The organism is uncultured Methanobrevibacter sp. (genome assembly GCF_902771435.1).
GTDB lineage: Archaea > Methanobacteriota > Methanobacteria > Methanobacteriales > Methanobacteriaceae > Methanocatella.
The window spans coordinates 1-15,279 of sequence record NZ_CACXXB010000006.1 but is presented as its reverse complement, the minus strand read 5'-3'; the positions used below and the strand labels follow the sequence as shown (position 1 = coordinate 15,279).

4 protein-coding genes are annotated in these 15,279 nt (G+C 33.1%); 1 reads left to right on the top strand and 3 read right to left on the bottom strand.

The genetic code is table 11. The annotated features are described in order from the left end of the window. The first annotated feature begins 9 nt into the window (after nt 1–9). A complete protein-coding gene (locus QZU83_RS02535; RefSeq protein WP_295609392.1) occupies nt 10–2,844 on the top strand; it encodes a hypothetical protein in 2,835 nt (944 codons plus the stop codon). Between the two features lie 179 nt (nt 2,845–3,023). On the opposite strand, the gene QZU83_RS02530 is transcribed toward QZU83_RS02535, so the two are convergent. The 3 genes from QZU83_RS02530 to QZU83_RS02520 all read right to left on the bottom strand — a co-directional run. Beyond that, nucleotides 3,024–4,706 carry an MATE family efflux transporter gene (locus tag QZU83_RS02530; protein WP_295609390.1) on the bottom strand — a complete coding sequence of 561 codons (1,683 nt, stop codon included), beginning with the start codon at nt 4,704–4,706 and terminating at the stop codon, nt 3,024–3,026. Nucleotides 4,707–4,717: 11 nt separating this feature from the next. Then, a complete protein-coding gene (locus QZU83_RS02525; protein ID WP_295609389.1) occupies nt 4,718–14,659 on the bottom strand; it encodes a non-ribosomal peptide synthetase in 9,942 nt (3,313 codons plus the stop codon). A 31-nt stretch (nt 14,660–14,690) separates the two neighbouring features. Then, on the bottom strand, nt 14,691–15,279 hold a 589-nt coding region (locus QZU83_RS02520; protein WP_295609388.1), incomplete at its 5' end, for a phosphopantetheine-binding protein.

Genomic DNA, 15,279 nt, shown 5'->3' with positions numbered 1-15,279 from the left:
CAAAAAGTGATGATTTTATCAATAGTTATTGTCTTTCTTTTGGCCGTTTCCACATCATGTGCTGCGGACAATACAACGGATGCCATGGACAATACGGAGGATGTTACATGTGTAAAATACACAGATTCAATTTCAAAAAATCCTAAAACATTTTCGGATCTGTATACAAAGATAAATAATGCCACAGGTTCTGAAATCTATCTGGATGACGATTATATATTCAACAATGATTCAGATTCAGGTTTAAAAAATGGAATCTATATAAAGCGTGCCATGACAATTTACGGTAACGGTTCAACAATTGACGCAGGAGGCAATGCCCGTATCTTTCTTGTGTATGACAATATCGGCAGTGTTGTTTTTAAAGACATAGTTTTTGTCAATGGAAAGAATATGTATGAAGGTGGAGCAATTAAGGGAAAAGCAACTGTAATTGACTGTATTTTCAAAAATAATCATGCAAATGATGGTGGAGCTATCTACGGTGAAACTACAGCAATAAACTGCATATTCACAAACAATTCAGCTAATTGGGGAGCTGCAACTCACGGATGTTCCTGCATAAACTGCAGTTTCAACGACAATCACGCCTCTACTGGTGGCGCTTCCGCTTACGGAAATTATATCAACTGTAGCTTTAAAGACAATTGGGCTGAAGTTAATGGCGGAGCAGCATATGTATCAAGCAGTTCATTTGAGAACTGCAATTTTAAAAATAATTCTGCATTTAACGGCGGTGCAATCTATGGGGCAAAAGCCTCTGTTGTAAATTGTACCTTCACTTCCAACTTTGCCGAAGAATGGGGCGGTGCAATCTATGGAAGTTCCACCAGGGACTGTATATTCATCAGCAATAATGCAAATGAAGGTGGAGCAATTTATGCTGAGGGTAAAACCTCAATTAACTGCATCTTCAAAAACAATTCTGCCACCAATGGTGGAGCGGGCTACAAAATCAATGCATCAGACTGTCTGTTTTACGCAAACTATGCCACTGAAAATGGTGGAGCAATCTGTGGAGGCGTTGTTCTCAGTTCGAATTTAACAAATAATCATGCCAAAAAAGAAGGCGGGGCTGTTTATGATTCCGGTGTGGCTGATTGTTTGTTTGAATATAACTCTGCAGCCAATGGGGGTGCAATGTCTAAAATCATGGCAGTCAACTCAACATTCAACCACAATACAGCAGATGTTGGCGGAGCTGTCTCCAATGCCAAGGTTTCAACTGACTCCAGATTCGCCAACAACACAGTTAATGACACCAGTAATGTCACATTCTTTGACAGACAAAGCTTAAGCTCCTTTTCTGATTTATATGATCTTATCAGCACTAATGAATCAGTAATCTATCTGAATAAAAGTTACAATTACTTTTTCATAACCGATGCCAGTTTTAAAGATGGGATTGTCATTGACCATAATTTAACTATCTACGGCAACGGATTTACTTTGGATGGTGAAAATTCTGTTCGTATTTTTAAAGTTCTGGCAAGTAATGTTGTATTCAGAGATATTGTTTTTATAAATTCCAATGTATTTGGTGACGGCGGTGCCGTTTGGGGAAACTCCACATCAATAAACTGCACATTCAAAAATAATCATGCCAGCTACGGAGGAGCCCTATATTCAGGCAGTGCTATAAACTGTACTTTCGCCTCAAACTATGCATCTTCAAGTGGTGGGGCCATATGCGGAGGTTATACCATAAACTCTATCTTCACTGATAATGTGGCAGATGCCTGTGGAGGAGCCATGAATGGAATTTCTGCTATAAACTGTACTTTTAAGGGCAATACTGCAATGTACGGTGGTGCCATTAATATCGGTTCTGCCATAAAGTGTACATTTGAGACAAACTATGCATCCTCCTGGGGAGGTGCCAGCAGTGAATTGTCAGCTGTCAACTGCATTTTCAAAAATAATTCAGCGCCTGAGGGTGGTGCCATCTCTGATGGATTGGCAGACAGCTGTATTTTCAAAACTGATTGTGATACCCTCGTTAACACAGAAATTCTCTACCCTGATTTAAACGTTTCCAATTTCACTTCCGTTTATAGTTCAGATGATAAAGTGACATTTAACCTTACAGCCAAAAGCGGATTTAATATAACTGACAGTGCCATTGAGGTTAAGGTTTATGAAAATGATGTTTTAATTCTATCAGACCATTTGCTGAGCGGTGAGCAGTGGACACCTAGATTGGATGCAGGATCATATTCTGCAGTCATTAATGCCACAGAATTTGATGTCACATCCAATATTACATTAAATATCAATAAACTCTCAACAAAAATCTCTGCTTCAGACCTGACAACAGTCTATAATGGAGGCAAATATCTCTATGTGACCTTAAAGGACGAATTTTCAACTCCTATTAAGCGTGCAAAAATATCAGTTAAAATCAAAAGTGCAAAAACAATAACAACAGATAAAAACGGGAAAGCCAAATTGACAACAAATGCTTTGGCCCCAAAATCATCATACACTGCAAAAATCACATTTGCAGGAGATGCTAATCATATCAAATCAACAAAATCCGTTAAAGTCACTGTTAAAAAGGCAACTCCAAAACTGACTGCCAAGGCAAAGTCATTTAAAAGAACAGTTAAAACCAAAAAATATCAGGTAATCTTAAAAACCAATAAAAACAAGGCAATGAAAAAAACAAAAATCACATTAAAGGTTAAGGGTAAAACCTATTATGCAACAACCAATAATCTGGGAAAAGCAATCTTTAAGATTGCCAAATTGACCAAAAAAGGCAAATTTACTGCAGTAATAAAATATAAAGGCAGCAAATACTACAAAGCAAAAACTGTTAAGGCAAAACTAACCGTCAGGTAGATGTATTAACATCTACTGATTTTTTTCTTTTTAGTGTGCGGAGAATTATGATTTATTCGGCGAAAACTTTCTCTTCAGATATGAAAAAACTACCTTGAATTATTGAATCCAAGATAGTTCAATGGGAACTGTTTTCAAAAATCTAAAAATATTAAATAAAAGAAGCTAAAGAAAATTAGTTAGCTCCTATTAATTTCATATTCAATATTATTAAATCCCAACACTTCACTAACTTTGATGTTATCTTGTGAAAAGGATTTTTCAATATCTTTCAATACTTCCCTTTTTCCCTCATCCTTCATATTGATGGTAATTTTATCATCATAGTCTATCAATAATATTTCCACATGCACTTTTTTATTGTTTGAATCAAAAATGGTGTTTATTATATTATCCAATGTTTCAATAGATGAATTTTCCACATTCAAACTCTCCAAATGACTGAACATTTCAGATTTCACAACATCATTTTTGCTTTCTAAAGTGTAATTCCTAGTTTTTTCTATTAAACCCTTTTTAATGAAAAACAGGCCATAATATTCGCTGTCATTTCTTTCAACTAGTTTTACATAAATGACAACGGCAACTATAGATAGAACAAAACCTAACGAGAAAGATAACCAGACACTGGTGATGCCAATGTAAGGGAACAATAAGTATGTAAACATTAACGGCCCTAGAAATTCTGAAATGACTGTAATGATACCGGATTCGACGGTTCTTTCAATTCCTTCATAATAAAACAACAGCATAGTTGAAAATGCCATAGGTATGAATGCTAATGAGTATATTCTAATCGCATTTTCCACTAATGAATCATTAGGCATTTGGTGAAGTTTGAAAAATATTAATAATCCATCAGGATACACTAACAGAAATACAGTGAATAACACTGAACATGCTAATGTTATAATAACTGATTTTCGCACAATATGCTTCAGGTTATAATAATCATTTTGCGCATAATAAATAGGAACAATGGAAGATAATGTTTCGGCAAATCCCATAATTAAAATACTAATTATCAACAATGCACTCACACACACATTGAATATGTCCAAACCTAGCTCTCCTAAAACTCCACTGACAATTAAATTCATGATATAGATCAACAATACATTAAAAAAGCCCATACTTGCGCCTGGAAGACCAATTTTAATTATTTCAATTGTTGAGGTTATCCAAGTCCTTAATTTCAATTTGGATAAAACGAATCTGAAAGTTCTTTTTGAATCAAAATGATATTTTAAGATACACATTGATCCAACTACATAACCTATCAACATTGCAAGTGATGCTCCTTCAATGCCCATATGTAAAATGCCGAGGAACAAATAATCTAAAATGATATTGATAATATTTACAAGAATAATTACCCCTGAAGCAAAATTTGGTTGTCCATCAACACGAATGAACTGACATAAAACCCCCAATACAGTTGCAATTGGGAAACTAATGAATAAATATACACTATATGCGTTTACATAAGGTAGTGCTCCGGCAGTTGGATGCAATAGATTAATTAAGGCATCCTTAAATAAAAAGCTTACCAATAAAATCAAAATTGAGAGAACTATTGTTGCAAGCATTGAAGTTGTGAAATAATGGTTGCTCCCATCTTCATCAAATTCCGCCTTTTTATTTAAAGCTAAAATTTGACCTCCCAATCCAAACAGCCATTCAAATATTGTGATTAACAATACCAAAGGTTCCAATACCTGTAAAGCCGCCTGTGCATTGTGTCCGATATATGTTGATACAAAACTTGCATCAACAACAGAAGCTATGTTTAAAGCCATTGCTATAAGCAATGACGGCAACAACAATTCCCGGAATTTATGAGAAATAATTTCATTTGACACACTATTCACCCTCATTCAAAATAATCGAATTTATTTAAATAATCGAATAATCGTTTAAGATACTTAATATCCGGTTTAGGCCAATCAAATCCTAATGATTGAAGAATATCAACAGTCTGTTCAATTTCTACATTCTCCTCGAAATCGTCTTCTTCATCAAAGTCATCAATTGAAAAATCGGCAGTTATAATACCCTGTATATTCTCATTAATGTTATGTTCGAAAATCTGTTTAAATTCTTCGAAAATCACTTCAGCAATTCCATAACCGTATGTATTTAATGCATCGATAATATCCCTATGGGAAATGTAATGATTATTCATACAATGGAATACTCTGGATTTTTCTGGAGTCTTAGATAATGCAAGTATTCCTTTTGCAACATAATCGATTTGACTCATGTCAACCTTTTCATTAGCCATCATAGGATTCATAGCACCTAGTTTTTTAATGGTCTTTATGTTATTTAAAAATGCATTTGTATCATAGTTTTTCTGGAACACACCGTCTGAGTAACGGCTCATCAGGTTTCCTACTCTAATTATTTTTACTGGAAGTCCTTTAGTCGCCGCCTGTAAAACTGACCTTTCAGCTAAAAACTTACTGCATACATATTTATTTTCCAAATCCTGTCCGTAATATAATGTTCTTTCATTATATTCCTGATTTGGATATTCCTCTTCATTTAAAGAGTATGATGAGAGAACACTGATTGTTGATATTTGCACATATTTTATGTTATTTCTTGTTTGGGCAAACTTAAGTCCATTGATTACTCCATCGACATTTACCCTGAATATATAATCGTCAGCAGTATAGTGTTTTACTAGTGCTGCTGAATTTATTATTGTATCAATCGGTTCGTCTTCAAGTTTTTTAAAGTCATCAATTTCAGTTATGTCCCCTTCAATAACGATAATGCGTGACCCGATTAGATCAGTTAAATCTTCATCAAAGTAATAATCCATCATATCAATTAATCTTTCTTCACATGAATCAAATTTACCTTTTCTTAGCATACAGTAGATTTTACCTTCCTCATTTTTGATGAATTCATATAGGATATGGATTCCTAAAAATCCTGTAGCTCCAGTCAATAGGACATTGCCCAATTCCAGGTTTTCACCATCAAAGAAGTTTTCTAAGGTATTTTCTTCTAGAAGTTTGTTGATTTCACTGTAATCGTAGTTTTTGATAATGTCCTCTTCTATATTCAACTCATCCTCTTCGGAACCGCTTTCTCCAGACAATAATTTCGCTAGTTCTTTAGGAGTTTTCTTCTTGAATATATCATCATATCTTACAGTATATCCCTGTTTAAGCAATTCAATAATTAATTTTGATGCAATAAGTGATGTTCCACCAATTTCAAAGAAATTATCCTCTGCACCAACAGTTTCTACATTCAATATGGATGAATATATTGCACAGATTTCCTGTTCAAGTTTTGTTTTCGGTGCCACATATTTCAAATTCATTTTTGGTTCCGGAAGTTTCTTAGTATCCGTTTTTCCGTTTGGTGTTTGCGGCATTTCATCTAACTGCATGAACACGGTCGGAATCATATAATTTGTAAGCCTGTCTTTTAAAAACTCTTTTAAATCATCACTGTCAATTTCACAATTGGCAGTGTAATATGCGCATAAATGATCAACATTGTTAATCTCTCTAATTACAACAACCGCTTGCCTTATATCTGGATATTGACCAATATTGGTTTCAATTTCGCCAATTTCGATTCTTAATCCTCTTAATTTGATTTGGTTGTCGATTCTTCCTTTAATGTCGATTTCACCATTTGGAAGTTCAATAGCATAGTCCCCACTTCTGTAATATGGAATGCCATTGATGGTTAAAAATGATTCTTTGGTTTTTTCAGGCATGTTGTAATATCCTTTTCCAACGCTCATACCTCCAATGTATAATTCGCCCATTACACCATTAGGAAGCAATTTACCGTCAATGTCACGAACATCAGTGACATAGTTGGTTAAAGGAGGGCCTACAGTCAAATCATTTACATCAGTGACCTCTTTGTTGTTTGAGGTGATTGTTGTTTCTGTTGGACCATAACTGTTATAAACAACTGCATCACTGTATTTTCTTAAATCTTCATAAACTTTTGCTGAGAATTGCTCTCCACCAAGGAAAATACATTTTAGACAAGAAATCACATTACAGAATTCCTCTAATTCAAGATAAGAGCCTATTCTTGAAGGAGTAATTTCTAAAACTTCAGGTTTATTCTCATCAATCAATTTAATAAGCTCAGGAACATTTCTGATTTGAACATCATCAGCCAATATCAATTTCAACCCATTTGAAAGAGATGTCAATATGTCATCAACAGACACGTCAAAAGAGATAGTTGTAATACAAAGCAAGCTATCATAAGTGGATTTAGGGTTTTGAGCCTGATTACAGATGTTTTTATGACTAATCATTACTCCTTTAGGATTACCTGTTGATCCTGAAGTATAAATCATATATGCCAGATCATCTGGAAGAACTTCAACATTCGGATTAACAGTAATTCCATCTTCAAGAAGTTCATTGACATCGATGGAATTATCAGAAGTCTCATAGCTTATGATATAATCCGCCTGACTGTTTTCATAAATGTAGTTGATTCTTTCCTGAGGATATTCCGGATCAATAGGAACATATGCGCAACCTGCTTTCAGGACACCTAAAATGGAAGCAATTAAATTACTGTCCCTTTTAAGCATTATAAGGACATTGCTTTTAGGCTTTACACCTCGCCTGATTAATGCATTTGCAATCCTATTACTTTTCTCATTCAACTCCGCATAAGTTAAAGTAGCATCACTTGCAACCAATGCCACATCTTTTGGTTTTTTAACAACCTGTTTTTCAAAGCGTTTATGTAAAATTGGAGTGTCAATTTCAATAAATTCTGGAATTTCCCCTTCCATCAATTCAATATCATTTATTTTTAGCTTATCCATATCGTTTACAAAGAATTGGAACAATACATATTTAATTGAACGCAGGAACATATTAACATACTCTTCAGTATAGATTTGGTCGTTATATTCCAAATACAGAGTAATAAGTTCCCCATCATCATAAATATCCATGTTTATTTTATAATCAGTTGAAACAGTACCATCAAGGTCAATAGCTTCATAAGCTTTACCATTAAGTTCAATATCATTCGTTAAGGATTCATGGAATGCATAGAAGAATTCCGGTTTTAGTTGATAGTCTTCTGAAAGTTTTGTGTATGGATAATCGCTATGAATTAATGCATCTTTCCATGCTTTATCAACTATTTTTACATAATCTTCAACTAACATGTCACGATTTTCGCCATTTACAATAATAGGCAATGTTTTAACTAACATTCCCTGAGTATTTGAATAATTTGAGTTTGCCCTACCGTTGAATATTGTTGTAATTAATGACTTATCACTAAATGTAAATTTATTAAGGCTTAAAAGTGTAGCCGCCATAAATAAAACATTTGAACTTATTGAGTGGTCTTTACAGAATAGCCTGACAAAATTAGAACTTATTTGGTCTGAAACAAGTTTAATATTTCCAATATCAGGATTACCATTCATATTTGGAGTTAAAACTGTTGATTCAATGTCTTGGCCAAATTGTTTTTTGAAGAATTTCTCGGAAACTTCACTAACAGAGGTTTTCTCTTCAATCAGACTGTATTCAAATCCGTTAATTATTTCAGATTCAATTTCTTCATTGTTATATGCTTTGGTCAAATCATTAAAGAAAATACCTTGAGATACACCATCAGTAATAATATGATGGAAATCGACGAATAATATTGTTTCTGCTGGTGTTTTATAGATTTTAAATCTAAATAATTGATTATTGTCTAACGGAATTGGTTTTATGTCTCTTTCCATTATTTCTTCATTACTAATAGAATCTATTTCTTCAATTTCTATTTCTTCAATTTCAGCATGATCGCATCTTTTTTGCAATACTTTTCCATCATCCGTGTTAATAATTCTTGTTTTGAGATATGGATGTGCATCAACAGTTTTAATAACAGCATCTCTAAGTTTATTAGGATCAATACTGCTTTCAAACCTTATTGCAAAAGGCATTGTGTATTTGATTTTTTCAGTTTGCATACACTCATAATAAATTCCCATTTGGTTTGAAGTCAATGGGAAATATTCCATATCTTTTGCAGTTTCAATAATTTCATCCACGTCTATTTCAGATTCTATATTATTGTCAATTTTATCTGCAAGCGATTTTATTGTTGGATTTGTAAACAATGAGGTTACATCAATATTCACATTCATTTCATTGAAAATCATTGAGTTTAATTTCATTAATGTTAAAGAAGAGAAACCCAATTGATATAAATCATCTGTTGTACCGAATTTAGTTGTATTGGCAATGGATGCAACAAGTTCAACTAATTTTTCTTCAGTTTCGTTTTCAGCTTCAACATAATCTAGATTTAATTTTGGTTTTGGAAGTCTTTTAATATCCGTTTTACCATTTGGAGATATTGGCATCTCATCAAGAGGCATAAATACGGTTGGAACCATATATTCAGTTAATTTATTTCCCAAATACCTTTTCAATAGATTTATATCTATTTCTTTATCGGATGTGAAATAAGCACATAAATGTTCAACATTATTGATTTTGTCAATTACAACGACAACCTGTCTAATACCTGGGAATTTGGCAATATTGGATTCAATTTCACCAAGTTCTATTCTCAATCCTCTTAATTTAATTTGGTTGTCAATTCTTCCTTTTATTACCAACTCACCATTTGGAAGTTCAATAGCATAGTCCCCACTTCTATAATATGGAATATCATTAATAGATAGGAATACTTCTTTGGTTTTTTCTTCCATATTGTAATATCCTCTAGATACACCTTTACCTCCAATGTATAATTCGCCCATTACACCACAAGGTACCAATTTTCCGTCAATATCCCTAACTTCAGTTATGCAATTGTGCAGAGCCTTTCCAACAGTTATATTTTCAGCAGCAGTAAGCTTATGAGTATTACATGTTACTGTTGTTTCAGTCGGACCGTAAATATTATACACTTCTAAATTAGGATACTCTAAAAGCCGTGAAATTAGGTCCTGAGGCACCATTTCTCCACCAACACCAATATACTTGAAGTTAGGTACTTCTTTGGCGAATTCCTCATATTCCAAATATTGTTTAAATCTTGATGGTGCGGAAAATGTAAGTGCATCTGGTTTTTCTTTTTTAACTAACTCAGCTAACTCCTTAATATTTTTTATTTCACTATCATTAGCCAGCACCATTTCCAAACCATAGGTTAATGGCATGAAATCAAGTAAAAATGCATCAAAAGATACTGTTGAAAGAGCAAGGGTCTTTTTCATTTTTGAATATGCATTATAAATTACACTATCCTCACTTTTTGAGAACAGATTTGTAATATTCATATGACTGGTCATTACTCCCTTAGGATTGCCTGTAGAACCTGAAGTGTAAATCATATAAGCCAAATCATCCGGATTAATTTCCACTTGAGGATTTGAGGTATTCTCTTCTTCGAGCAATTCACCAATATCGATTGAATTTTCAATCACGCCATCAGCTATTAAATAATCCGCCTGACTGTTTTCGAAAATATAATTAATCCTTCCAGCAGGGTAGTTTATATCAATAGGTATGAATGCACATCCTGCTTTTAAAACACCCAAAATAGCTGAAATAAGCTTGCTGTCCCGTGGAAGCATTACTAACACATTACTGTTAGGTTTTATTCCTCTGTTTATAAGGGCATTAGCAACACGATTTGCTTTTTTGTTAAGTTCACTATAGGTCAATGAACAATCACATGCAACTAATGCTGTGTTTTCCGGAGTTTCATCAACCTGTTTTTCAAAGCGTTTATGGATAAATGGAATTTCCACATCGACAAATTCATGTAATTCCACATCATCTTTTAGTTTTACGTCACAGATTCTGCAACTGTCAATATCATTTTCAAGGAATTGAACTAAAATGTTCTTCATAGATTGTATGAATGTCCTGACATAATCTTCACTGTATAGCTGGTCATTATATTCCATGACAACATTAAACTCATCTCCATTATCATAAATAGCCAAATTGATTTTAGATTCAACTGTAACCATATAAAATCCGGCTAACTCTTGTGGAATGTACTCTTTATTGTTTATTTTTATTTCATCTGATCCCAAGAATTCATGATAAGCATAGAAGAATTCAGGTTTTAATTGATATTTTTCAGCAATTTTAATATATGGATATGAACTGTTTCTTAAGGTTTCTTTCCAAGTTTGATCAATGGAGTTAATGAAATCTCTGACAGACACCTGCCTGTTTTCATTATTTATTATAAACGGAACAGTTTTTACCAAAAATCCTTGAGTATTGAAATAACTCGGACTTGATCTTCCATTGAATATTGTTGTTATTGATGATTTGTCACTGAATGTAAATTTGTTTAGATTTAAAATGGTACTTGCGATAAACAAAGCATTTTTACTTATAGAATTATCATTACAGAACTCATTAATTAATTCTGAATCAATAGTATCAGAAACATTTTTTATTTTGCCTTCATCAGGATTTCCATTAAGATCTGGAGTTAGAACTGTGGATTCTATTCCTTGAGTTAATTTATCATCAAAAAATGCCTTTGCAGATTGATATGTTTCACTGTTTTCGGCATCTTTTTCCAGAATACTGTAGGTATAACCATCAATTATCTCTTCGGATATCTCCCTATTTTCATAGATATCTGCTATATCTCTAAATAAATTGTTTTGCGATACACCATCAGTAATTATATGATGGAAATCTGTGAATAAGACAACTTCATCAGGAGTTTCATATATTTTGAATTTAAACAATTGACTGTCCTCTATAGCGATTGGGGCGACATCATTTCTAACAATGTCTTCATCAACAATGCTATCGACTTTAACAATTTCAATATCGTTGATTGCTAAATCATCACATCTTTTCTGTTTTAATTCACCATCATAATTTACAATTCTTGTTTTAAGATACGGATGTGCTTCAATAGTATCAATAATTGCTTGTTTAAGTCTATTTGCATCAACATCATTACTAAATCTTACTGTTGTAGGCATTGTATACTTAATCACATCAGGATTTTGCTTACACTCATAGTAAATACCCAATTGATTTTCTGTCAATGGGAAATACTCCATGTCTTTAGCGGATTCGATAATCTCTTGAATGCTAGCCTCTTTTTCAGATGAATTATCAATTGCTATTGCAAAGTTTTTAACTGTTGGCTCATTGAATAATATGGAAATGTCTAAATTCGCACCCATTTGCTCATAGATTATGGAATTTAATTTCATTAATGACAATGAAGTAAAACCAATAGTGTATAAGTCATCTGTAACACCAAATTCATCAACATCTGCAATGGATGAAACAATTTCAAATAATATTTCTTCCGTTTCAGTTTCAGGCATCACCAAAGCCAATTTAAGTTGAGGTTCAGGCAGTTGTTTCAGGTCTGTCTTGCCGTTTGGTGTTTGCGGCATCTCATCTAGCTGCATGAACACGGTTGGAACCATATAATTAGTAAGCCTGTCTTTTAAAAACTCTTTTAAATCATCAGTGTCAATTTCACCATTAGCAGTGTAATATGCGCATAAATGATCAGCATTGTTAATTTCTTTAATTACAACAACAGCTTGCATTATATCTGGATATTGACCAATATTGGTTTCAATTTCACCAATTTCGATTCTTAATCCTCTTAATTTGATTTGGTTGTCGATTCTTCCTTTAATGTCGATTTCACCATTTGGAAGTCCAATAGCATAGTCCCCACTTCTGTAATATGGAATACCATTGATAGTTAAGAATGATTCTTTGGTTTTTTCAGGCATGTTGTAATATCCTTTACCCACACCAGTACCACCAATGTATAATTCACCCATTACGCCATTAGGAACTAATTTTCCATCAATGTCACGAACATCAGTGACATAATTGGTTAAAGGAGGACCCACAGTCAAATCGTGCACATCAGTGATCTCTTTGTTGTTTGAGGTGATTGTTGTTTCAGTTGGACCATAACTATTATAAATAACCGCATCACAGTATTTTCTTAAATCATCAAAAACTTTTGCTGAGAATTGCTCTCCACCAAGGAAAATACATTTTAGACAAGAAATCACATTACAGAATTCATCTAATTCAAGATAAGATCCAATTCTTGACGGAGTAATCTCTAAAACTTCAGGTTTATTTTCATCAATCAATTTAATAAGCTCAGGAACATTTTTGATTTGAACATCGTCAGCCAATATCAATTTCAACCCATTTGAAAGAGATGTCAATATGTCATCAACAGACACGTCAAAAGAGATAGTTGTAATACAAAGCAAACTATCATAAGTGGATTTAGGATTTTGAGCCTGATTACAGATATTTTCATGACAAATCATTACTCCTTTAGGATTACCTGTTGAACCTGAAGTATAAATCATATATGCCAAATCATCAGGATCAACATTAACGTTAGGATTTTCTGAATTGCCTTGTTTAAGCAGTTCTTCAATATCTAAAGAATTCTCTCCGGATTCATTGGCAATAATATAATCCGCCTGACTGTTTTCATAAATATAATTTATTCTCTCTTTAGGATATGCCGGATCAATCGGAATGAAGGCACAACCCGCTTTAAGGATACCCAAAATGGAAGCAATCAAATTACTGTCCCTTGAAAGCATCACTAAAACATTACTTTTCGGTTTGACTCCTTTATCTATTAAAGCATTTGCAATAACATTTGCTTTTTCATCCAATTGCTTGTAAGTCAAAGTGGCATCACTTGCAACAAGAGCAGTTTCATCACCTTTGTCGACCACTTGTTTTTCAAAGCGTTTATGTAAAATCGGCATATCAACAGGTGCAAAGGTAGGTGCCTCTTTACTTTCACCCAATTCTATTTCACCAATGCTTAATTTTTCAATATCTGCTTCAATTAATTGATTTATAACATTAACAATACAATTTAAGAATGTTTCTATATAATCATCACTGTACAACTGGTCATTATACTGGATAAACAATTCAAGATTGTCTTTGGTTTCATTAACATCCAAAGATATTTTATAGTTGACTTCAAGTGAATTCAAATATTTAACTTTATAAGTTTTTCCATTAGGTTTCAATCCAAACTCTTCAGAAATCTTAGTATAAGAATAATCAGAATGATTAATGGTTTCCAACCAGACATCATTGACTGAATTTAAATATTCTTTAAATGATAATGTCCTATCCTCACTGATTGAAACAATTGGAAGTGTTTTAACTAGAAATGCCTGTGTATTGATGTAGGATGAGTTTGACCTTCCATTGAAAATAGTTGTAATCAATGTTTTGTCATTGAATGTATACTTATTCAAATTCAGCATGGTTACAGCCATAAACAAAACATTAGGGGATATCCTGTTTTCACTGCAAAACCTATTAACCAATTCAGAATCTATATTTTTGGAAATTGATTTTAAAATTCCCTCTTTAAAATTACCATTCAAATTAGGAGTCAATACAGTTGAATCAACTTCTTGAGTTAATTTATCATGGAAGAATTCTCTAGATAATTCATATTTTTCACTGTTTTCATTCTCACTTTCTATTATGCTGTTAATGTAACCATCGATTGTTTCTTTTTCTATTTCAATTCCCTGATACGCATTGGAAATATTTGTGAACAACTTATCTAAGGATTCACCATCCGAAATGATATGGTGGACATCAGAGAATAAAATTGTTTCACTAGGAGTTTTATAGATTTTAAATCTGAATAACTGGTCATTATGCAAATCAAATAATTTCAGATTTTCTTTTTCGATTTCTTCATCGGAAATCTTATCAACATTAACAATAGGAATATCATCAATATCTAATGAATCATCACGTTTCAGCATCACTTTACCTTTTTGTGGAACAATTCTAGTTTTAAGATAAGGATATATCAATTTCACTGCCAAATCTTATGATTGACGGCAGATTATATTGTGCAACATCACCGCTTTGAATGCACTCATAATAGATTCCCATCTGATTTTCTGTCAATGGATAATAAACCATGTCCTTAGATGATTCTATTAGCCTATTCAAATCTAGAATATCATTGTTTTCTATTTCGTTTGCAATATTTTTGATTGTAGGATCATTCAATAATGAAATAATATCTAAATTAACACCCATTTCCCCATAAATCCTTGCATTTAATTTCATCAGTGACAATGAAGTAAATCCGACAGCATACAAATCATCAGTAGTACCGAATTCCTTTGTTTTGCTGATGGATGAAGCAATTTCATGCAAGATTATTTCAGTTTCAGTTTCAGGGAGTGTAAATGACAATCTAAGTTGTGGTGCTGGCAGTTGTTTCAGGTCAGTTTTACCGTTTGGTGTTTGCGGCATTTCATCTAGCTGCATGAACACGGTTGGAACCATATAACGAGTAAGACGATCTTTTAAAAACTCTTTTAAGTCATCACTGTCAATTTCACAGTTAGCAGTGTAATATGCACATAAATGT